At 68.6% G+C, this 21830-nt stretch carries 18 protein-coding genes; 10 read left to right on the forward strand and 8 right to left on the reverse strand.

Annotation, left to right across the window (positions count from 1 at the left end; all coding sequences use genetic code 11):
- Nucleotides 1–248: 248 nt before the first annotated feature.
- The 3 genes from KDK82_RS03750 (at nucleotide 249) to KDK82_RS03760 (ending at nucleotide 5177) form a co-directional block, all read left to right on the forward strand.
- Entirely contained in the window at nucleotides 249–1583 is a 1335-nt protein-coding gene (locus tag KDK82_RS03750) for an SPFH domain-containing protein (protein ID WP_088164050.1), read from the forward strand.
- Nucleotides 1584–1586: 3 nt separating this feature from the next.
- A complete protein-coding gene (locus KDK82_RS03755; protein ID WP_043819126.1) occupies nucleotides 1587–3059 on the forward strand; it encodes a hypothetical protein in 1473 nt (490 codons plus the stop codon).
- A 471-nt stretch (nucleotides 3060–3530) separates the two neighbouring features.
- On the forward strand, nucleotides 3531–5177 hold the full coding sequence (locus KDK82_RS03760; protein WP_088164051.1) for an acyl-CoA synthetase: 1647 nt from the start codon (nucleotides 3531–3533) through the stop codon (nucleotides 5175–5177).
- A 27-nt stretch (nucleotides 5178–5204) separates the two neighbouring features.
- Here KDK82_RS03760 and KDK82_RS03765 read toward each other — a convergent pair whose 3' ends face one another.
- Genes KDK82_RS03765 through KDK82_RS03775 form a run of 3 tightly spaced genes read right to left on the reverse strand, consistent with a single transcriptional unit; the run spans nucleotide 5205 to nucleotide 6621 of the window.
- Complete coding sequence (locus KDK82_RS03765) at nucleotides 5205–5540, reverse strand: SMR family transporter (RefSeq protein ID WP_088164052.1); 336 nt, start codon at nucleotides 5538–5540, stop codon at nucleotides 5205–5207.
- A gap of 2 nt (nucleotides 5541–5542) precedes the next feature.
- On the reverse strand, nucleotides 5543–6349 hold the full coding sequence (gene map / locus KDK82_RS03770; protein ID WP_046240831.1) for a type I methionyl aminopeptidase: 807 nt from the start codon (nucleotides 6347–6349) through the stop codon (nucleotides 5543–5545).
- Complete coding sequence (locus tag KDK82_RS03775) at nucleotides 6346–6621, reverse strand: ParD-like family protein (protein ID WP_016447576.1); 276 nt, start codon at nucleotides 6619–6621, stop codon at nucleotides 6346–6348. The genes map and KDK82_RS03775 overlap by 4 nt, the downstream gene beginning before the upstream one ends.
- Before the next feature lie 397 nt (nucleotides 6622–7018).
- Here KDK82_RS03775 and KDK82_RS03780 point away from each other — a divergent pair, with 397 nt between their 5' ends.
- The gene (locus tag KDK82_RS03780) at nucleotides 7019–8341 is read left to right on the forward strand and encodes an NAD(P)/FAD-dependent oxidoreductase (protein WP_013801159.1); all 1323 of its coding nucleotides are present in this window, start codon (nucleotides 7019–7021) and stop codon (nucleotides 8339–8341) included.
- A gap of 16 nt (nucleotides 8342–8357) precedes the next feature.
- On the opposite strand, the gene KDK82_RS03785 is transcribed toward KDK82_RS03780, so the two are convergent.
- The 5 genes from KDK82_RS03785 to KDK82_RS03805 all read right to left on the reverse strand — a co-directional run bounded on the left by KDK82_RS03785 (nucleotide 8358) and on the right by KDK82_RS03805 (nucleotide 15713).
- Nucleotides 8358–9989, reverse strand: coding sequence for a phospholipase D family protein (locus KDK82_RS03785; RefSeq protein WP_088164053.1), 1632 nt, complete (start codon nucleotides 9987–9989; stop codon nucleotides 8358–8360).
- A gap of 23 nt (nucleotides 9990–10012) precedes the next feature.
- Nucleotides 10013–11242: a sodium/glutamate symporter gene (gene gltS / locus KDK82_RS03790; RefSeq protein WP_012206832.1), complete on the reverse strand. Its 1230-nt coding sequence runs from the start codon at nucleotides 11240–11242 to the stop codon at nucleotides 10013–10015.
- 137 nt (nucleotides 11243–11379) lie between these two features.
- Nucleotides 11380–13014, reverse strand: coding sequence for an alkaline phosphatase (locus KDK82_RS03795; RefSeq protein WP_065346023.1), 1635 nt, complete (start codon nucleotides 13012–13014; stop codon nucleotides 11380–11382).
- A 61-nt stretch (nucleotides 13015–13075) separates the two neighbouring features.
- Complete coding sequence (locus KDK82_RS03800) at nucleotides 13076–14674, reverse strand: GGDEF domain-containing protein (protein ID WP_088164054.1); 1599 nt, start codon at nucleotides 14672–14674, stop codon at nucleotides 13076–13078.
- 58 nt (nucleotides 14675–14732) lie between these two features.
- A complete protein-coding gene (locus tag KDK82_RS03805; RefSeq protein ID WP_012206829.1) occupies nucleotides 14733–15713 on the reverse strand; it encodes an NADPH:quinone oxidoreductase family protein in 981 nt (326 codons plus the stop codon).
- A 117-nt stretch (nucleotides 15714–15830) separates the two neighbouring features.
- Here KDK82_RS03805 and surE point away from each other — a divergent pair, with 117 nt between their 5' ends.
- The 6 genes from surE to KDK82_RS03835 all read left to right on the forward strand — a co-directional run bounded on the left by surE (nucleotide 15831) and on the right by KDK82_RS03835 (nucleotide 21665).
- Nucleotides 15831–16616: a 5'/3'-nucleotidase SurE gene (gene surE, locus KDK82_RS03810; RefSeq protein WP_088164055.1), complete on the forward strand. Its 786-nt coding sequence runs from the start codon at nucleotides 15831–15833 to the stop codon at nucleotides 16614–16616.
- Nucleotides 16613–17401 (forward strand): protein-L-isoaspartate(D-aspartate) O-methyltransferase, encoded by a 789-nt coding sequence (locus KDK82_RS03815; RefSeq protein ID WP_065346020.1) that lies wholly within the window; start codon nucleotides 16613–16615, stop codon nucleotides 17399–17401. Before surE ends, KDK82_RS03815 begins: the two co-directional genes overlap by 4 nt.
- A 13-nt stretch (nucleotides 17402–17414) precedes the next feature.
- Nucleotides 17415–18293 (forward strand): peptidoglycan DD-metalloendopeptidase family protein, encoded by an 879-nt coding sequence (locus KDK82_RS03820; RefSeq protein WP_012206826.1) that lies wholly within the window; start codon nucleotides 17415–17417, stop codon nucleotides 18291–18293.
- Nucleotides 18293–19363 carry an RluA family pseudouridine synthase gene (locus tag KDK82_RS03825; RefSeq protein ID WP_088164056.1) on the forward strand — a complete coding sequence of 357 codons (1071 nt, stop codon included), beginning with the start codon at nucleotides 18293–18295 and terminating at the stop codon, nucleotides 19361–19363. The genes KDK82_RS03820 and KDK82_RS03825 overlap by 1 nt, the downstream gene beginning before the upstream one ends.
- A gap of 110 nt (nucleotides 19364–19473) precedes the next feature.
- A complete protein-coding gene (gene scpB / locus KDK82_RS03830; protein ID WP_088164057.1) occupies nucleotides 19474–20265 on the forward strand; it encodes an SMC-Scp complex subunit ScpB in 792 nt (263 codons plus the stop codon).
- Complete coding sequence (locus KDK82_RS03835; RefSeq protein WP_088164058.1) at nucleotides 20262–21665, forward strand: pseudouridine synthase; 1404 nt, start codon at nucleotides 20262–20264, stop codon at nucleotides 21663–21665. Before scpB ends, KDK82_RS03835 begins: the two co-directional genes overlap by 4 nt.
- Nucleotides 21666–21830: the final 165 nt, after the last annotated feature.

The raw sequence follows: 21830 nt of genomic DNA on the forward strand, positions 1-21830 counted from the left end.
GGTCGGGGGAGGCCGCCGTGGCGGTGTTCGCGGGATTATCTCGGCCCTGCGCCGGCCCGGGTGTGAGTTTTTCTTCCGGGGCCGGAGCGTTTGCGCTGCCGGTGTGAGCGCTTTGGTCCGTGCGCTGCGTTGTTGCTTCCGGGGCAGATTCGAACAATCGGTCCTCAATGAGCCACCCCTGTTTCCGGTGCCTCAGAAACAGCCAACAACAGCCAACAACAGCCATCACAGCCGAGAGAGAGAACACCATGAAAGCCACCTGGAACCGCATCATGCAGGCCCTGACGGGCCGCAAGTCCGCCCGCCTGGACGAAGCCGGCCCTGCCGCGCCCGCAGCCGGGTCCGATGCTGCAACGCTGCCGGCCAACGCGCCCCGCCGCCAGCCCGTGGACTGGGCGGTCCTGCTGCCCACGGCACGTACCGTGCGCTGGCTGGCCATCGGCGCCGTGGTGGTGGCGGCCGGCCTGGTGGTGGTGCGCAACCCGCCCGTGCAGCACCTGGAGCAGGGCACGCTGGGCGTGCGCCTGAACCAGTTCACGGGCTCGGTCAGCCTGTGGCGCGATGGCAGCGTGTGGGTGGTGCCGGGCCTGCACACGGTGCGCGTGTTCTCCCTGCGCGACCAGAGCTACCGCCCGGAGGCCATGCGCCAGGCCAATGGCAGCGCACCCCTGCAGTCGGTCGAGGGCCTGTCCCTGGGTCTGGACCTGAACGTGCGCTATGCGCTTGATCCCGCATCGCCCGCCGTCAAGGCCGGCAACCTGCCTCTGGACATAGGCGGCGACATCGTGGAGCCCGCCGTGCAGGGCCTGGTCTACAAGGTGTTTGCGCGCTACACCGTGCGCGAAATTTTCTCGACCAAGCGCGCCGAGATCGCCCAGATCATGGAAACGGAACTGCGCACGCGCCTGGCGGCCGATGGCGTCACGCTGCGCAGCATCCAGATCGGCAAGGTGGACCTGCCCGCCGAGTACCGCCGCGGCATGGACAGCCTGCTGGCCGAGGAACTGGCCTCCGAGAAGATGCGCTACACGCTGGAACTCAAGGACAAGCGCGTCAAGGAAACCGAGCTGGACGCCAATGCCGACAAGGTGCGCCGCGAAGTGGCCGCCGAAGCCGCCGCACGCGAGCAGGTGATTGCCGCGCGTGCCCAGGAAGAGGCCATGAAGCATGTGCTGCCCTTCAAGCAGCGCCAGATTGAGCAGCGCCAGCTGGAGGCCGAGGCCGAGCGCGTGGCCCGCGTGAAAGCCGCCGAGGGGAGCGCCCAGGCCCGCCGCATCGAGGCCAATGGCGAAGCCGATGCGCGCCAGAAGCTGGCCGAGGCCGAGGCCTTCCGCATGGACCGCCTGGGCAAGGTCAACGCCGAGCAGATGGCGCGCGAAGGCACCCTGGTCACGCGCTACCCGCTGCTGATCCAGAAGACGCTGGCCGACAAGCTCTCGGACAAGATCCAGGTCATCATCGCGCCCCCGCCGACCAATGGCGACTTCATCGGTGCGGCCCTGCTGGGCGGCAGCCGCAATGCACAGGCCGGCGCAGCCTCCGTGGCGGCCGAAGATGCCAACGCAGCCGTTCAGGAGCAATAAGCCATGCTGACCGTATCGACCTTGGCCGCCGCAGCGCTGGCCACCGGCATGGGCAGCGCCATCGTGGTGCAGGACCAGGCCAGCCTGCGCGCCGCGCCGCGCGATGGCGCCCAGCAGCAGGCCAGCCTGTGGCAGGGCGAGGTGCTGGAGATCAGGGGCGAACGCCTGGACTACCTCCAGGTCTGGGACCACAAGCGCGAGCGCGGCGGCTTCATCCGCGCCGGCGATGTGCGCCGCGTGGCCATGACCGAGGCCGATGCCCCCGCCTTGCTGGCCGTGCTGCGCTTCGTGCAGGACACGCCCGGTGCCGAGGCGCTGGGCATCGGCCTGGCGGCCGCCTACCTGCAGGCCGCGCCCGCCAGGACCCTGGCTGGCGCCGAAGGCGCGCAGGCCTTCGACGCACTGGGCGGCTTTGCCGACCGGCTGGCGCGGCGCGCCTCCGCCGCTGCGCCCGGCAAGGCCTCGGGCGCCACGCTGTCGGCCCACCTGGATGTGGCCAACGGCTACGGCCTGCGCTTTGCGACCTATGAGGTCGAAGGCCGCATGCAGGTCTGCTATGAAGGCGAATTCTTCCGCCGCGTGCTGGCCATGCCCGCCGCCGACGCGCCGCAGCGCGCCCGCGCCGCCCTGGCGCTGACACGGCCCGAATGCGTGGACCCCGATCTGCCGGCCCATGAGCGCGCCCGCATGCATGCCTGGCAGGCCGATGTGCTGGAGCGCGTGGACGTGACCGGCCTGCCGCCCTACCTGCGCGGCCGCGTGCAGATGCGCCGCGCCAGCGTGTGGGCGGCGCTGGCCTTTCAGCAGGCGCGCAAGAGCATGGCCGACCCTGCCGTGGCGGCATCGGCCGCCCGGGCGCTGGCCGAGTTCACGGGCGTCAGCAAGTCCGAGCTGCCCGATGAAGACCAGAGCGCCTACAACGACGCGGCCATGCGGGTGAGCGCCGTGCGCTGGGCGCTGTCGCCTGTTGCTGCTGCGGCTCCTGCTGCCGGAGCCCGCCCGACGCTGCTGACCGAGCCCGGTGCTGCCGGCGAAACCTGCGTGCTGCTGGTGGACGCCCAGCACGGCGCCAAGGCCCCTTTGTTGCGCCGCTGCACCTATGGCGTGGTGTGGGCCGCATCGGCCAGCACCAACCGCGAGGGCACGGCCGTGGCCCTGGCCGTGCAGCCGCTGGAAGGCTGGCGCGAACTGTGGGTGCTGCGCAAGACCGAAGGCGGCTGGCTGGCCGACGTGCTGCCCCCGGCCGCCACCGCCCCGGAGACCGGCGTGGCCGAATGGGCGGGCTGGGTGCCTGGCGGCCAACTGATGCTGGTGGCGCGCGAGGCCCGTGGCCAGGGCCGCTACCGCAAGAGCTTCGAAGTGGTGCGGCTGGACGGCCTGGCCACCGAGCGCGTGACCGGCGATGTATCGGCCCTGCCGCTGTTCCAGCGCTGGCAGGACCCGGCCTGGAAGCGCCAGTCCCTGAGCCTGCGCTGAAGCAAAAAAAAGCCTGCACCGGTGGGGTGCAGGCTCGTCTCCAACGATGCCTGGAGCGTTGCCAGGCGACTCCTCTAGGAACTCCTTGTTCGCCTTCCAGCGGTGCTGGCCGGCGAATCCAAGCGGCGATTCTACGAGTGAAGCCGGGGCCGTGCGGCCGAGTCATCTGATAAATGATGTCTTATAGAGGACTGTGGTTGTGCAGTCGCCTGGGGGACAGTCACAGGCGTGTCCGCAGGCAGGTCAAGTGATTGTTCTGCATAGGTATTTTCAGTTTCCATGAAATTCTGAAAGTCGTGATGCCCTGCAAAGACCATGCATGCCGCTTTGGTTATCCGGGCCTGTGCGGTGGCGAGCCGGGTGGATGCGCATCAAGCTTGTGTAAGCCTGTCTTGCTATATCTTCAGGTTTCGCCAGCCTGCGGCGGCAGGCGGGCATCTCACCAGAAAACCCAGCGAACCGGAGACCACGATGACCCACATTTACGACCAGCATCTGGAGCGCAACAGCGCCAACCATGCGCCGCTCAGCCCCTTGGGCTTCATCGCCCGCACGGCCGAGGTCTATCCCGAGCGGCTGGCCGTGGTCCACGGCACGCTGCGCCGCAACTGGGGCGAGACCTATGCGCGCTGCCTCCAGCTGGCCAGCAGCCTGCACAAGGCGGGCGTGGGCAAGAACGACACCGTGGCCGTGATGCTGCCCAATACGCCGCCCATGGTGGAGGCGCATTTCGGCGTGCCCATGGCGGGGGCCGTGCTCAATGCACTGAACACGCGGCTGGATGCGGAAACCATCGCCTTCATGCTGGACCACGGCGAGGCCAAGGTGCTGATCGTGGACCCGGAGTTCACGGGCGTGGTGGCCAAGGCACTGAAGCTGCGCCAGCGCAGCGCACCGCTGCTGGTGATCCAGGTCGAGGACGCGCTGTACGGCCCGGCCGCCGAGCAGGTGGGCAGCCTGGACTACGACGATTTCGTGGCCGGTGGCGATGCCGGTTTCGACTGGCAGCTGCCTGCCGACGAGTGGGACGCCATTGCGCTGAACTACACCAGCGGCACCACGGGCAACCCCAAGGGCGTGGTCTACCACCACCGGGGTGCGGCCATCAATGCCATCAGCAATGTGCTGGAGTGGGACATGCCCAAGCACGCCGTCTACCTGTGGACCCTGCCCATGTTCCATTGCAACGGCTGGTGCTTTCCGTGGACGGTGGCGGCACGCGCCGGCGTCAACGTCTGCCTGCGCCGGGTGGAGGCGCAGGCCATCTTCGACGCCATCCGCAACCACGGCGTCACGCATTACTGCGGCGCGCCCATCGTGCACGGCCTGCTGGTCAACGCGCCGGCCGCCATGAAGGAGGGAGTGCCCGCCGGAGTCAAGGCCATGGTGGCAGGCGCCGCGCCACCGGCCTCGATGATCGAGGGCATGGAGCAGCTGGGCTTCGACATCACCCATGTCTACGGCCTGACCGAGGTCTATGGCCCGGCCACGGTCTGCGCCAAGCATGCAGCCTGGGATGCGCTGGACATCGGCGAACGCGCGCGCCTCAATTCCCGCCAGGGCGTGCGCTACCACCTGCAGCGCTCGGCCAGCGTGCTCGATCCGGAGACCATGGAACCCGTGCCCCATGACGGCCAGACCATGGGCGAGATCATGTTCCAGGGCAACATCGCCATGAAGGGCTACCTGAAGAACCCGCAGGCCACGGACGAGGCCTTCCGCGGCGGCTGGTTCCACACGGGCGACCTGGCCGTGCAGCATCCGGACGGCTATATACAGATCAAGGACCGCAGCAAGGACATCATCATCTCGGGCGGGGAGAACATCTCGTCCATCGAGGTCGAGGACGTGCTCTACCGCCACCCGGCCGTGCTGGCCGCCGCCGTGGTGGCCAAACCCGATCCCAAGTGGGGCGAGACGCCCTGCGCCTTCATCGAGCTGAAGGCCGGCGCGCAGACCACGGCCGAAGACATCGTGGCCCACTGCAAGAAGCACCTGGCCGGCTACAAGGTGCCGCGCGCCGTGGTCTTTGGCGAGCTGCCCAAGACCAGCACGGGCAAGATCCAGAAGTTCGAGCTGCGCCGCCAAGCCGGGTCGGTCCAGGCCATCACGGGCTGATGGCCAGGCCGCAGCGCGGGCAGCGGCTCAGTGTCCGGCCGTCTTGGAAAACAGCTGGATGACCAGCACGCCCGCCACGATCAGGCCCATGCCCGCCAGCGCGGGCAGGTCCAGCGTCTGGCCCTGCCAGAGCCATCCGACCAGGGAGATCAGCACGATGCCCGCGCCCGACCAGATCGCATAGGCCACGCCCGTGGGCACGGTGCGCAGCGTCAGCGACAGGAAGTAGAAGGCCAGCGCGTAGCCCAGGACCGTGACCACGCTGGGCCACAGCCGCGTGAAGCCTTCGGACTGCCTGAGGCAGGAGGTGGCCGCCACCTCGGCGACGATGGCCAGGCCCAGGTACAGGTAGTTGGACGCCATGCTCAGATGGCCGCGTAGCTGCCCGTGCCCTCGGGCCAGCGCGTGAGCACGTCGAAGCCCGTGTCGGTCACCACCACCATGTGCTCCCACTGGGCGGACAGCGACTTGTCGTTGGTGATCACCGTCCAGCCGTCGGCCAGTTCGCGCGTGGCCGCCTTGCCGGCGTTGAGCATGGGCTCGATGGTGAAGATCATGCCGGCCTCCAGCACCATGCCCTGGCCGGGCTGGCCGTAATGCAGCACCTGGGGGTCGTCGTGGTAGACCTTGCCGATGCCGTGGCCGCAGTACTCGCGCACCACGCTGAAGCGCTCGCGCTGGGCCACGGTCTGGATGGCATGGCCGATGTCGCCCAGCGTGGCGCCGGGGCGCACGGCGCGGATGCCGGCCAGCAGGGCCTCGTAGGTGGTCTCCACCAGGCGGCGCGCCTGGTTGGAGGGCTGGCCCACGTAGTACATGCGGCTGGTGTCGCCGATCCAGCCCTCGGGCGTGGTCACGGCCACATCGACATTGAGGATGTCGCCCTCGCGCAGGATCTGACGGGCGTCGGGGATGCCGTGGCAGACCACGTGGTTGGGCGAGGTGCAGACCGTCTTCGGAAAGCCGTGGTAGCCCACGTTGGTGGGCACGCAGCGCAGTTCGTCGACGATGAAGTCATGGCAGAGCCTGTCCAGGTGCTCGGTGCTGACGCCTGGCTGCACGTGGGGCACCAGCATCTGCAGGACGCGGGCGGCCAGGCCACCGGCCTTGCGTGATTGCCCGATATCGAGGGCATCGTGCAGCGGAACGCTGCGCAGCTTGGCGCCCCTCATTGCAGGCCTTCCGACAGGCGCACGGGGCGCGGGCGGCGTGCTGCCGTATCGGCGGGAGCCGGCGCCGCTTCGGGCTCGCCCAGCTTCAGCGTGGCCGCGGCCTCTTGCAGCAGCAGGGCGCAGATGCCTGCGTAGTCGAGATGGGGATGGTGTTCGGCCAACTGGCCGACACGCAGCCAATGCTCGGCCTGGGCGTTGATGGATCGACCCAGGGCCGCGCTGGACAGGCGGATCTGGTCGTGCAATTGGTCGGATATTTTGACGATTCCCATGGGGTGGCGATCATACGGGGAATATACGTTTCGTATATTGACAATCGCAAATCGCGGGCCCGGCGGCGGGGCATTCGTGCAGGCCTGCAGATGCAGGCCGTCATGTCGTCGTCGATGCTGCGTGACGTAGGCGGTGGATGCTCTTGTGTTGATAGCGCAATGATCACGTCCGGCTGGCCATCCGGCAGGGATGAGGTTTTTCCTGCAGCGCGGTCCTGTACAAGACTGGGCCTTGCGCGATCGACGGTCTTCTATCAGATATCTGTTGCAGATTTGGGGCTTACCCCTAGCAAGTCGCCTGCTACCCAAACTGACAAGAATCAAGACTGTCTGGAAGCGAATGTCCTGCAAGCCGGCGCATGGTGCGGCCGGCCGGGCCTTCCGGCGGGGAGCAGCAATGGGCAAGGAACAAGAAGCGGGTTCGGCAACGGGATCGGGCGGGGCGCGCATCGTCGTCGTGGGCGGTGGCGTGGCGGGGCTGGAGATTGCCACGGCGCTGGGCAAGGGGCGCACGGACGCCATCGGCTCCGTGACCCTGGTGGACAGCGATTCGGCCCATGTCTGGAAGCCCATGCTGCACACCATTGCGGCCGGCACGCGCGACCTGGCCCAGCAGCAGACCACCTACCTGGCCCAGGCCAGCGACGCCAGCTTTGCCTACCAGCCCGGAGAAATGTGCGGCCTGGACCGCGAGGCCCGCGAGGTGCTGCTGGCCCCCATCGAGGCGCCCGATGGCCGCGAGATCGTGCCGGGCCGGCGCATTGCCTACGACAGGCTGGTGATCGCCGTGGGCAGCGGCGCCAATGATTTCGGCACGCCGGGCGTGGACGAGCACTGCTTCATGATCGACTCGCGCCGCAAGGCCGATGCCTTCAACAGCGAGATCCGCCTGCGCATGGTGCGCTGCATGACCAGCGGCGAGCAGCTGCGCGTGGCCATCGTGGGCGGCGGCGCCACGGGCGTGGAGCTGGCGGCCGAGCTGGTGCAACTGGCCGAGAGCGCCCGGGCCTACGGCGCGCTGGGCGAGGCCGCGCGCTTCGGCATCGTGCTGATCGAGGCCGGGCCGCGCCTGCTGCCCGGTTTTCCTGAAGAGATTTCCGAAGCCACGCGTCTGCGGTTGCAGGCCCTGGGCGTTTCGGTGATCGTCAACGGCCGCGTGCAGTCGGCCAGCGAAGAGGGGTTCGTGCTGGCCAGCGGCGAGTTCGTCCCCGCAGGGCTGCGTGTCTGGGCAGCGGGCGTGAAGGCCCCGGCCTTCCTGGCGCAGCTGGGACTGGAGACCACGCAAGGCAACCAGCTCAAGGTCAACGGCCAGCTGCAGACCAGCGACCCCCATGTCTACGCCGTGGGGGATTGCGCCAGCTTCACCCTGCCCGGCGCCAGCGTGCCGCTGCCGCCCACCGCCCAGGTGGCGCACCAGCAGGCCCGCTATCTGGTGGAGACGCTGCCGCGCCTGCTGAAGGAGCCGGGTTTTCGTCCCGAAGGCTTTGCCTACCGCGACTTTGGCGCCCTGGTGTCATTGGCCCATTACGACGCCTATGGATCGCTGGGCAAATTCGGCCTGTTCAACGGCGGCGTGATCCGCGGGCGCATGGCCATGCTGAGCCACATCATGCTGTACCGCTCGCACCAGGCCCGCATCTACGGCTTTTGGCGCGGCGGGCTGCTGTGGCTGATCGATTTGATGAATTCGCGCCTGCGCCCGTCGATCCGGCTGGACTGAGCGGCCAGGCCCGGCATCAAAGCAGCCCCTCGATGGGCAGCCAGCCCAGCACGCGCAGCATCAGGCGCTTGAATGCACTGCTGCCGGGCTCGGTGGTTGTGGTGAGTGGCTCAGGCGGCGTGCCGCTTTCCGTGGTCCAGCTCAGGCGGCCCTGTGCATCGATCTGCACGTGGTATGCGGCGGACGGCAGGCTCTGGTCGAGCATGTGGCTCATCTGCGAAGCCATCTCGGGGCTGTCGATCAGCAGGCCCATTTCGGTGTTGAGGTGGGCCGAGCGCGGGTCGAAGTTGAACGAGCCCACGAAGATGCGCTCGCCATCGACCGCAAAAGTCTTCGCATGCAGGCTGGAGCCCGAGCTGCCGGGGCGGCTGCCAGAACCCACGCCCGCCTTCCCGCCCGAGGACGCGGCGGGCGATGGCAGCCCCTGCCGGGGCACGCCTGCATCGGCGGCGGGCGCGTCCGGCTCGCCGATCTGGCGGCGCAGCTCGTACAGCTGCACGCCTTCCTCGATCAGCGGGCGCCGATACCGTGCATAGCCGGCGTGGACCACGGCCACGTCGGTCGCCTCCAGGCTGTTGGTGAGCACGCGCACGGCAATGCCCTGGCGGCGCAGGCCGGCCAGGGCGCGTACACCGGCCTCGGTGGGCACGAAGTAGGGCGAGACCAGGTCCAGCTGGCGCTGCGGCTGGCCGATGGCGGGTGCCAGCTGCGTGATCAGCAGCCCCTGCCTGGGCACCTGGCCCAGCACCTTGGCCGGATCGTCGCTGACCAGGGTGGCGCGGGCCCAGCGCAGCGGCAGGCGGCCGGCCAGCAGCTCTTGCGTGAACGGGCTTTGCGCCACGGCGCGCACATAGGCCTGGGCCTCGGGGCGCTGCACCTCGGTGGCCAGGGCCTCGCTGGCGCGCGCCACCGCATAGTCGGGCAGCGGCGGCAGCAGGCTGGCCACGGGGTAGGCCGAGGCGCTGGCCCAGTACTGGTCGAACGAGTGCGCGATATCGGCCACCACCGGCCCCATGGCGACCACGTCCAGGTCGGCGAACAGCACGCCGTCGGTGGCCGCGAAGTACTCGTCGCCGATGTTGCGTCCACCCACGATGCTGGCCTGGCTGTCGGCCGTGAAGCTCTTGTTGTGCATGCGCCGCTGCGTGCGCGAGAAATCCGTCACATAGCCCAGCGCCTTGGGCGTGCGCTGCGCAAAGGGGTTGAACAGCCGCACCTCGATCTGCGGATGCCGGTCCAGCGCGCTGAGCTGCGTGTCCAGCCCCGCCGTGCCGCCGTCGTCCAGCAGCAGGCGCACGCGCACGCCCCGGTCGGCGGCCTGGCGCAGTTCGTCAAGCAGCAGGTGGCCCGTGGTGTCGTCACGCCAGATGTAGTACTGCACATCCAGCGTGCGCTGGGCCACGCGGGCCAGCAGGGCACGCGCCGCGTAGGCGTTGCGTGCATCGGAAAGCGCGTGGATGCCGGTAAGCCCCGGATGCTGGTCCAGCAGCGGTGCCAGCGCCTGGCCCAGCAGCGTGGCCTGGGCGGCCTCGGGCGCCAGCGCCGTGGATTCGCTGCGGCCGGCCAGCGGCGGCAGGCTGCAGCCTGCCAGCAGCAGGGCCAGGACGAGCGCCTGGGTGGTGGCAAGGGCGCGGCGCAGCAGGGGCATGGTGCGTTCGGTGTTCGCGGTGGTCAGTGCAGCCAGCGGATGAACAGCTGGATCACCGTGGCATTGACGATGTCGACGAAGAAGGCGCCCACCATCGGCACGATGAGGAAGGCCTTGTGCGAGGGGCCGTACTGGTTGGTGATGGCCTGCATGTTGGCCACGGCCGTGGGCGTGGCACCCATGCCGAAACCGCAGTGGCCGGCGGCCAGCACGGCCGCATCGTAGTTGCTGCCCATGATGCGGAAGGTCACCAGCGCGGCATACAGGCCCATCACCAGGGTCTGGGCCGCCAGGATCACCATCAGCGGCGCCGCCAGCCCTGCAAGCTCCCAAAGCTTGAGCGACAGCAGGGCCATGGCCAGGTAGATGGACAGCGAGGCATTGCCGAAGACGTCAATGGCCCGGTCGAATACCTGGAAGTGAAAGACATAGTCCAGCGTATTGCGGATCACGACGCCGCCTGCCAGCGCCCAGACGAAGGTGGGCAGGGAGAACAGGGTGCCGGCGGTGAACTGCGCCATGAACTCGGCAAAGCCCAGGCAGCCTGCGAACAGGGCCAGTGTCTCTATGGCCGCGCTGGTGGTGATCAGGCGCGTCTGCTCGGGGTTCTCGAAGCCGCCGTGGCTTGCACTTTCGCCCAGCGGGGGCTGTTTTTCGGGGGCGGCTGCGGGGTCGTGCACGGCAAGCCTGCGGCGCGTGATCAGGGCCTTGGCCAGCGGGCCGCCGATCAGGCCGCCGATCACCAGTCCGAAGGTGGCACAGGCAATGCCCAGCGTGACCGCACCCTGGATACCGTATTCGCGCTCGAAAACCTGGCCCCAGGCGCCTGCCGTGCCATGGCCGCCCGTCAGGGTGACGGAGCCTGCGATCAGCCCGAACAGCGGGTCGAGCCCGAGCATCGTGGCCAGGCTCACGCCCACCAGGTCCTGCAGGCCGATGAAGACGGCGACCACGGCCAGGAACAGCAGCAGCGAACGGCCGCCTTCGCGCAGCTTGGCGAAATTGGCGCTCAGCCCGATGGAGGAGAAAAACACCAGCATGAAGGCCATCTGCAGCTCGCTGCTGAAGCTGAAGGTGTAGCCCAGGGTCTGGTTGAGCACGAACAGGGCGACGGCGACGACCAGACCGCCGGCCACGGGCTCGGGGATGTTGAATTCGCGCAGCAGGCGCAGGTGCTGCACCAGCCATTTGCCCAGCAAAAGGACGAGGGCGGCGAAGATCAGGGTGTAGTAGGCGCTGAAAGTCAGGTGCATGGCTTCCGTGTTCTGGTGGGCGGGGCAAGGCAGCTCACCATACGATAGGCGGCATGCAGGGGGGCGATGTCAGGATAGCCACTGATTCCGAGGCCTGCTGAAAGTGCCCTTCGGTCGTGCCCTGCGTCAGTGCCCTGTCAGCTGGCTACGGGGCCGGGCCGCCTGTCCTCGACGGTGAAGCGGGCCAGCGTGTAGATGCGGCTGTCGGCGCGCATGGGGTTGGCCACGGCACGCAGCTCGCTGGTCCAGCGTTCGGGCGTGATGTCTGCCAGGCCATAGCCGCGTTCCTCGCAGCGTGCGTACAGCACCTGCGGGTTGTGGGCGACGATGGCATCGACCTTGGCCTGTGTGGTGCCGCTGCGCGAGGTGATCGAGGTGCTGCAGAACTCGCTGGCCACGATGGGGTTGCGCCGTTCGGGCGCGGCCTCGGGATCGGCATGCACGGCACAGACGTAGTTCTGGTGCAGGTCGCCGCCCAGCAGCACGCTGTTGCGCGGCGTGGGCTGGGCGCCCGGCGTGAGGTGGCGCACCAGGCGCTGGCGCGCGGCCGGGTAGCCGTCCCAGCTGTCCGTGGCCTGCGATCCCGAGGGCGGCCGGTGCGCCGACAGCAGGGTGGGCTGGGCCAGGATGCTCCAGCGCGGCCCCTCGCTGCCCTGGTGGCGGGCGTCCTCGGCCAGTTGGCGGTACAGCCACTGCTCCTGCGTCCAGCCCAGGAAGCTGCGCGCCGTATCCGACAGGGCCGCACATTGCGCAGGGCGCACGCTGCCCTTGTCTGCCTCGCCCTCGATGCGGCAGGCCTGGGCGCTGCGGTACTGGCGGCCGTCCAGCAGATGCAGCCGGGCCAGCCGGCCCCATTGCAGGCTGCGGTACAGCTGCAGGCCGCCGCCGCCATGCGATGCCCCGGCGCCCGTCAGCGCGCTGGCACGCAGCGGCATGTTTTCGTAGAAGGCCTGCCAGGCGGCCATGCGCCGGGCCAGGAAACGCGCGGCATCGCCCTGGCCCTGGTCGCCCGCGTAGTTGTTCTCCACCTCATGGTCGTCCCAGCCCACGGACCAGTTGCACAGGGCATGCGCGGCCTGCAGCAGCGGGTCGCTCTTGTGCAGGGCGTAGCGGTCGCGGTAGTCCTGCAGGGTCTGCGCGGCGCGCAGGCTGTGCGTGCGGGCCAGGCCCAGCGTCATGGCGGGCGTGGCGTATTCGTAGATGTAGTCGCCCAGGAAGATCACCAGGTCCGGCGCATCCTGCACCACCTGGCGCCAGGCCGCGTAGTAGCCGTGCTCCCAGCGCTGGCAGGAGGCATAGGCCAGGCGCAGGCGCTGCGGCATGCTGCCGGGGGCGGGCGCCGTGCGGCAGCGGCCCGTGCCGCTGACCGCCTGTCCCAGCATGAAGCGGTAGTGGTACCAGCGGTCGGGCGCCAGTCCTCCCACCTGCACATGCACGCCGTGGCCCCATTCGGGCTGGGCCATGGCCTCGCCGCTGCGCACGATCTGGCGGAACAGCGGGTCGTGCGCCAGCTCCCAGCGGATCTTGAGCGCAGGCATGGCCGTGGTGTCGGTCTCGCCCAGCTGGGCCAGCGGTGGCGTCAGCCGTGTCCACAGCAGCACGTTGTCGGGTTCGGGGTCGCCGCTGGCCACGCCCAGCGTGAAGGGGTTGTGCGCAGGCCGCTCGCCCAGCCGGGCCCAGGCAGGCAACTGGCCCAGCGCCGTGGCCAGGCCCGAGCCGACCAGAAACTGGCGCCGCGGTGCAGGGACGGAGGCGCTGAAGGGCAGGTGCATGGCGGTTCGGGGCAGATGGCGCAAAAAAGCGGGGAAAGACGGGGCGTGGCCTTGGGGTGGATCAAAGGCCGGCGCCTGCATTTCCAACTGGCTGCCATTGTGCGCCTGATGCCGTGGCAATGCAGTGCTTGCCGCGCTCCTTGGCCTGCAGCATGGCGGTGTCGGCGCGGCGCAGCACGTCCATGCCGTTTTCGTGGCTTTGCAACTGGGCCACGCCCGCGCTGAAGCTCAGGGGCCGGGGCGCGGGCTGGCCGGGGGTCTGCGCAGATGCGGGCAAAGGCGCCTGCTCCAGCAACTGCAGAAGGCGCTGCAGCGCCTGGGCGCCCGCCGTCTCCGGGGTCTGCGGCAGCAGCAGCACGAAGGCCTGGCCTTCATAGCGGCCCACCACGTCTTCCGGGCGCAGCCCTTGGCGCGCCAACTGGGCCACATGCACCAGCGCCGCATCGCCCATGGCATGCCCCAGTTCGGCATTGAGGGCCTGCATGCCGTCCATGTCGACCAGGGCAACGCTCAGCGGCTGGCCATGGCGCTGTGCGCGTGCCACCTCGCGGTCCAGCGCCTCGCTCACGCCCAGGCGGTTGAGCTGGCCGGTCAGCGGGTCGTGGCGTGCGCGGCGCGCGGCCTCGTCCAGCTCCTGCTGCAGTGTTTCGATGCGGGCCTCGCAGGCATCGACATGGGCGCGCAGCGCCTGCAGCTCCTCCTGGGCCACGCGGCTGCCGGCGGCCATTGTGCGCGTGGCCTCCAGCACCTGCTGCAGCAGCGGGGCTGCGTCTTCCAGGCGCTGGATGCCGTCCAGCTGGCGTGCCGCCTCTTCCATGCGGGCGCCCAGCGTTTCATTGCTGCTCGTGATCTGCGCCAGGTGCTGCACGAAGCCGCCCAGCATGTCCCTGAGCGCCTGCTGCGCGGCGGCCATGCCGTCCTGCAACTGCAGGCGCCGGTGGATCACGGTCTGCAGCTCGCGCCGTGCATCGGCCAGGGGCGCGGGCGACAGCGGCGGGGTGATGGCCTGCTCGATGGCCGTGAGCTGCTGCACCAGCCAGCTGCCATGCGTGGGGTCCTGGGCCAGGTGCTGCACCAGGGTCTGCAGCAACTCCTGCATCAACTGCAGGACCTGAAGCTGGTCGGCGATGGCGAACGACAGCTGGTAGTGCTGGTCGTGCAGGCGCCGCGCCAGGGCCTTGGCATCCACGGGCGGCGATTGCAGCTGCTCCATCAGCTGCTGGTGCAGTTGCCCGGTTTTGGTGTCCTGGGTGTCCAGCAGCGTGGACAAGGCCTCGAAGCGCCGTGCCAACTGCTGGGTCAGGTCGTCGGGCAGGGCCTGGACGGGCGGCGGCACGGGCAGCTCCACGGGCCGGGCCTCATGGGCAGGCGGCTGCAAGGCCGCGTTGGCATAGGCGGTGATGACCTGCTGCAGGCCTTGCCAGTCGCTGCGCTCTATGGCAGCGCCCAACTGGTCGCGCAGGCGCTTCTGTCCGGGCGTCTGCGCTGGCAAAAGCGCATGGACATGGCGCAGCGGGCCCTGGGGAAAGCTGGCGGGGCCGGGCTCGCCGGCCGCCTGTTCATAAAGGCGGGTGTAGTTTTCCGGGGTGGGCGGCAGGCGGTTCAGCGCCAGTTGCCGCAGGGTTTCGCGTGCCAGTTCGGAAGCGGAGCGCTCGGCCATGGGTGGGCAGTTGTTTCAGAATGCAATGCCCTCCAGTGTGGCATGGCCAGCGCCCGGTTCACTGCTCGTTGACCATCACCAGCTTGCCCTGCACCTGGCGCGATCCCATGCGCGCATAGGCGGCGTGCAGCTCGGCCATGGGCATGGTGCGGTCGATCACGGGCTTGATCTTTCCCTGGCCGTACCACTGCGCCAGCTCCTGCATCATGGCCGCATTGGCCTTGGGCTCGCGCCGGGAGAACTCGCCCCAGAAGACGCCCACCAGCGATGCGCCCTTGAGCAGCGGCAGGTTCAGCGGCAGGGCAGGAATCGGGCCAGCGGCAAAGCCCACGATCAGATAGCGGCCGCGCCAGGCGATGGAGCGGAAGGCCGGCTCGGCGAAGTCGCCGCCCACGGGGTCGTAGACCACGTCGGGGCCCTTGCCGTCGGTGGCTTCCTTGATGGCGGCGCGCAGATCGCCCTGGCTGTAGTTGATGGTGGCATCGGCGCCCTGTGCCTTGCACAGTGCGCATTTCTCGTCGGTGGAGGCCGCTGCGATTACACGCGCACCCGCCGCCTTGGCGATCTGGATGGCGGCCGTGCCCACGCCGCCCGCCGCGCCCAGCACCAGCACGGTCTCGCCCGCGCGCAGCTGGCCGCGGTCGATCAGCGCATGGTGCGAGGTGGCATAGGTCATGATGAAGGCCGCAGCATCGACAAAGCTGAAACCGTCTGGCAGCGGCATGCACAGCGCGGCCGGCGCCAGCGTATGGGTGCCGAAGCCACCCGTGCCCGACAGGCAGGCCACGCGCTGGCCCACGGCCAGGTGGCTCACGCCTTCACCCACGGCCTGGACCACGCCCGCGTACTCCGAGCCCGGCACGAACGGCAGCTCAGGCTTCATCTGGTACTTGTTCTGCACGATCAGCAGATCGGGAAAGTTCAGGCTGGCCGCCTTCACTTCGAGCAGTACCTGCCCAGGGCCCGGCGTGGGCGTGGGCAGCTGCGTCCACTGCAGTTGATCGACGCCTGTGGGCGTGGTGCAAAGCCAAGCGTGCATGGTGGTTGTCTCCTGTGATTGAATGGCTGGCCGATGATAGGAGTGTGGTGGGAATGCCTCCTGTCCCTCGGGCGACGAGACGCCCGCCTACAATCGCCCGCAATCCCTGCTGTATCCATGAAGATTCTCATTTGTAACGACGACGGCTACCAGGCGCCCGGCATCCAGGCCCTGTACGAGGCGCTGCGCACGGTGGCAGACGTCGAGGTGGTGGCACCGGAGCACAACAACAGTGCCAAGTCCAACGCCCTGACGCTGAACGCGCCGCTGTATGTGCACCAGGCCCACAACGGCTTTCGCTATGTCAATGGCACGCCTGCGGACTGCGTGCACATCGCCCTGACCGGCCTGCTGGGCTACCGGCCCGACCTGGTGGTCTCCGGCATCAACAACGGCGCCAACATGGGCGACGACACCATCTATTCCGGCACCGTGGGCGCCGCCATGGAGGGCTTTCTGTTCGGCATTCCCTCCATTGCCTTCTCGCAGGTGGACAAGGGCTGGTCCGAGATCGAGGCCGCTGCCGCCGCCGCGCGCCAGCTGGTCATGGACATGCAATCGCAGGAGCTGATCGGCCTGTCGCCCTGGCTGCTCAACGTGAACATTCCCAACATGCCCTTGTCCGCGCTCAAGCCCCTCAAGCTGTGCCGGCTGGGCCGCCGCCATGCGGCCGAACGCGTCATCACCCAGGAGAGCCCGCGCGGCGAAATGATGTACTGGATAGGCGGCGCAGGCGCGGCCAAGGATGACTCGGAGGGCACGGACTTCCACGCCACGGCGCACGGCCATGTGTCCGTCACGCCGCTGAAGGTGGACCTGACCGACCACGACAACCTGGGCTACTGGGCACAGACGGCGGCCAGGCTGGCGTCGGCCGGCCAGGGCGGGGCGGTGCAACCGTGAGCGAGCGCCGTCCCGGAGTTCCCTCGTGGGTGGCGCGCTCGGTGCAGACCCCTGCGCCGGCCTCGCGCGCGGCGCCTGCGCGCTCTGCGCTGGCGCCGGCCGGTGCCCGTGCCCCGCAACAGCCTTCGGGCATCGGCCTGGACTCGGCCGCCGTGCGCGCCCGCATGGTGCAGCGGCTGGCCGCCACCGGCATACAGTCGCCTGCCGTGCTGGCCGCCATGGGATCGGTGGAGCGCCACCGCTTTGTGGACAGCGCCCTGGTCAACCAGGCCTATGAAGACACCAGCCTGCCCATTGGCCTGGGCCAGACGATCTCCAAGCCCAGCGTGGTCGCCCGCATGACCGAGCTGCTGCTGGGTTCGGAAGCCGCGAAGTCGGGCCTGGGCCGCGTGCTGGAAATCGGCACGGGCTGCGGCTACCAGGCGGCGGTGCTGGCGCGCGTGGCACGCGAGGTCTATTCGATCGAGCGCCTGCGCGGCCTGCACGAGAAAGCGCGCAGCAACCTGCGTCCCTGGCGGCTGACCAATGTCCATCTGATCTTTGGAGATGGCATGGAAGGCTATGGCAGCGGCGCGCCGTATGCGGGCATCATCTCGGCCGCTGGCGGCGAGAGCATGCCCTCGGCCTGGTGCGACCAGTTGGCCGTGGGCGGGCGGCTTGTCGCCCCCATGGTGGTTACGGGTGGTAAGCAGGCACTGCTGGTGATTGACAAGAGTTCACACGGGTTTACGCAGTCGATTTTGGAGGCCGTGAACTTTGTCCCCCTAAAATCGGGCATCGCCTAGAAGGGAATAACTTATGTTGGTATCGCGAAGTCTTGGGGCTTGGGGAACGGTGGTGCTGGCCGGCATGGTTCTGGCAGGCTGCACATCCCAAGTGAACAGGGCTCCCGTGGAGGACCGTGGAACGACCACCACCTCCTCCACCTCTTCCTCGCCATCGGCAGCCGTCAAGCCGCTGCCGGGCGTCGAAAACGCCGGCAAGCCCGGCTACTACACGATCAAGCCCGGTGACACGCTGATCCGCATCGGCCTGGAAACCGGCCAGAGCTGGAAGGACATCGCGCGCTGGAACAATCTGGAGAACCCCAATCTGATCGAAGTCGGTCAGGTGGTGCGCGTCGTGCCGCCGACCAGCTCGGACAGCGTCGGCACGCGCCCCTCGTCCACTGCCTCCTCCACGCCCAGCGGCTCGCCCGTGGTGGCAACGCCGCTGCCACCCGTGGCATCGTCGGGCGGCTCCACGGCAACGCCTGCACCCGCACCGACCCCGGCACCCGCCCCTGCACCCGCAGCCGGCAAGGGCGCCGACGATGTGGACTTCATCTGGCCTGCATCGGGCAGCCTGATCGCCGGTTTTGACGAGGCGCGCAACAAGGGTTACGACATCGCAGGCAAGGCCGGCGATCCCGTGATGGCCGCTGCCGATGGCCGCGTGGTCTATGCCGGCGCCGGCCTGCGTGGCTACGGCAACCTGATCATCCTCAAGCACAACAACACCTACCTCACGGCCTACGCGCACAACCAGACGCTGCTGGTCAAGGAAGACCAGACCGTGCGCAAGGGCCAGAAGATCGCCGAGATGGGCAGCACCGACGCGGACCGCGTGAAGCTGCACTTCGAGGTGCGTCGCCAGGGCAAGCCTGTCGATCCTTCGCGCTACCTGCCTTCGCGCTGATGAGCCGCAGCACCAGGCAAACCGGACAAGCCCCTGCCCCGCAGGGGCTTGTTTCTTCTGCGCCCGGCGAATCGCCGTGGGAGCCGGTCGAGGACGAGGCCGAAGGCGGCGAGGTCGAGGCCGCCGCAGCCGAGCTGCGCGAGATCACCGTGCCGCCGGCCCAGCACGGCCTGCGCGCCGACAAGGTGCTGGCCGAATGCGTGGCCGAGTTCTCCCGCAGCTATCTGCAGCAACTGCTGGCGCAGGGCGCGGTCACGCTCAATGGGCGTGTGCTGGTCAAGCCGGCCACCAAGGTGGCCGCCGGCGACCGGATGGTGCTGGAGATGCGGCCCACGCAGCAGAGCATGGCCTTCCAGCCCGAAGACATGGCGCTGGACGTGGTGTATGAGGACGAGCACCTGCTGGTCGTCAACAAGCCGGCTGGCCTGGTCGTCCACCCGGCTCCGGGCAATTGGACGGGAACCCTGCTCAACGGCCTGCTGGGGCGCGACCCCAAGGCGCGGGAGGTGCCGCGCGCCGGCATCGTCCACCGCCTGGACAAGGACACCAGCGGACTCATGGTGGTGGCGCGCAGCCGCGCCGCCATGGACGCGCTGGTGGCCATGATCGCCGCGCGCGATGTCAGCCGCCAGTACCTGGCGCTGGCCCACAAGGCCTGGGGCCCGCGCAAGCGCCGCGAGGTCGATGCACCCATCGGCCGCGACCCGCGCAACCGCCTGCGCATGGCCGTGGTCGACCTGGCACAGCATGCGGGCAAGACCGCGCGCACCGACATCGACCTGCTGGCCGGCAACGAGGAAGTCAGCCTGGTGCGCTGCACGCTGCACACGGGCCGCACCCACCAGATTCGCGTGCACATGGCATCGCTGGGCCACCCGCTGGTGGCCGATGCCGTCTACGGCGGCAAGGAGGCTGGCGGCATGGCGCGCCAGGCGCTGCACGCCTTCCGGCTGGCCTTCACCCATCCCATGACAGGCCAGGCCCTGGTGCTGCGCGCGCCGCTGCCGGCCGATATGGCACAGGCGCTGGAAAATTGGGGGCTGAGCTACAATCCCGCCGAAAGCCTCTGACCATCTCTCGCATGGCATCCGTGGAGCGCTTGCTTCCTCTTCTTTGATTCGGCGCACCCTGGCTGCCACCTCTGGTGGCACGCGCGCCTTTGTTCCCGAGACGCTGAGCCATGAATACGGTAGATGCCAAGCGGGTCCTGGAAACTGCATTGATCTGTGCGCCGCAGCCTGTCACGCTGCGTGAGCTGCGCTCGCTGTTCGATGACGTGCTGGGCTCCGACACGCTGAAGGACCTGCTGCTGGACCTGCAGAAAGACTGGGCGCAAAAGGGTGTGGAGCTGGTGCAGGTGGCGTCTGGATGGCGCTTCCAGAGCCGGCCCGAGATGCGGGTCTATCTGGACCGGCTGCATCCCGAAAAGCCGCCACGCTACACCCGTGCGACCCTGGAGACGCTGGCGATCATCGCCTACCGCCAGCCAGTGACGCGCGGCGACATCGAGGACATACGCGGCGTGACGGTCAACAGCCTGCTGATCAAGCAACTGGAAGACCGGGGATGGATCGAGGTCATTGGCCACCGGGAAACCGTGGGCCGGCCCTCTTTGTTCGCCACCACGCGCCAGTTTCTGGACGACCTGGGCCTGCAGTCGCTGGACCAGTTGCCCATGCTCGAGGAGCCCGAATCCCAGCAAAGCCTGTTCAAGGCGCTGGAAGAGTCGGGTGCGCAGGAATTGGCAGCGGACGAGGCCGCGCCAGCCGGTGACGCTCCCTTGCCCGAAGAGCCCCAGGGCGAGACAGATGCCGCGGGATCGGACGGGGCAGATGCCGCATTGGCAGCAGATACGGCTCAAGCAGATACAGCAGACCTGGCGGATGCGGCAGAGGCAACAGACGCAACGGATACAGCGGATACAACGGATACGGACGGCACTGCAAAGCAGGCCGAAGAAGGAAAGCCATGACGGGTAGTGATATCTCCAAAGACCAGGACGCCCAGCCGGCGTCCGATGAGGCCGGCGCGCAGCGCAAGGCCCGCCCTGCGCGCACGCGCGCTCCCAAGGCCGGGGCGCGGCCCGGCGCCAAGCCTGTGCGCAAGCCGCGTCCGGCCGACGAGGCGGTGCATGCCGAAGACACCGTGCAAGAGCTGGTGCCGGCTGATGCATCAGAGTCAAGCGACTCAGGCTCTGTCGAAGGCTACGGTTTTGCGGACGTCATCTCGGGCGAACTCGACGCCGCCGAAGAGCGCGACGATGCCGCGCCTGCCAAGCGTGTGCTGCTGCCCCAGGTCGATTCGCCCAAGCTGCACAAGGTGCTGGCCCAGGCCGGGCTGGGATCGCGCCTCGAAATGGAGCAGCTCATTCTTGAAGGCCGCATTTCGGTCAACAACGAGCCTGCCCACGTGGGCCAGCGCATCCAGTTCGGCGACCAGATCAAGGTCAATGGCCAGCCCATCCGCTTTCGCATCGACCCGCCGCCGGCGCGTGTTATCGCCTATCACAAGCCCGTGGGCGAGGTCGTCACGCATGACGATCCGCAAAACCGTCCCACGGTGTTCCGCAAGCTGCCTCGGCTGCAGCATGGCAAATGGCAATCGGTGGGCCGTCTGGACCTGAACACCGAAGGCCTGCTGCTGTTCACCAGCTCGGGCGAGCTGGCCAACTCCCTGATGCACCCGCGCTTCGGCCTGGAGCGCGAATACGCAGCCCGTGTGCTGGGCGCGCTCAGCAAGGAAGAAAAGCAGCGCCTGACCGACGGCGTGCAGCTGGAAGACGGCGTGGCCGCCTTCGGCTCCATTGAGGACGGCGGTGGTGAAGGCGCCAACTGCTGGTACCGCGTGACCATTTCCGAAGGCCGCAACCGCGAAGTGCGCCGCATGTTCGAGGCGGTGGGCCATGCCGTGAGCCGGTTGATCCGCATCCGCTACGGCGCCATGGTGCTGCCGCGCGGCCTCAAGCGCGGCGCCTGGGTGGAGCTGGACCAGGCCGATATCCAGTCCCTGGCTTCGGCAGCCGGCATGCAGGCGCGTGCGCCCGCTGCACCCAAGCCACCGGCCGGAGGCCGCCGTGGTGGCCCGGCTGACCGCAACACCGTTCGCCGCGAAGGCGGCGGCCGCTACTTCGACGGCAATCGCCCGGCGCCCAACGCCATGCTCGACGGCCCGCGTGCCAAGCCTGCCGCCAAGGGCGGCAAGGCTGACGGCGGCCAGGGACAGGGCAAGGGGCAGGGCGGTGCAGGCGGGCGGGGCAAGGGCGGCGGCAGCCAGCAGCCCGATCCGATGCGTACATCGGTGGGCTACATCGGCTCCGACAGCCTCTCGCGTGCACGCCAGAACGCCAAGCGCAAGCCGGGAGGACGCCGCTGAAAGGCGGCCGGGCCGTCCGCCTTCTGGTTCTCCAGAGGTGGTCGGCCCGCCCTGTAAGCCTGCCATTTGGCAGCACCATGTCATCAAGGACTTTGATGGCACAGCTAGAATCAACGGTTTTGTCCAATTGACAAAAATCCATAGTAACCCTGATTAGGAACCATT

The organism is Delftia sp. K82, from assembly GCF_002193035.1.
GTDB lineage: Bacteria > Pseudomonadota > Gammaproteobacteria > Burkholderiales > Burkholderiaceae_C > Comamonas > Comamonas acidovorans.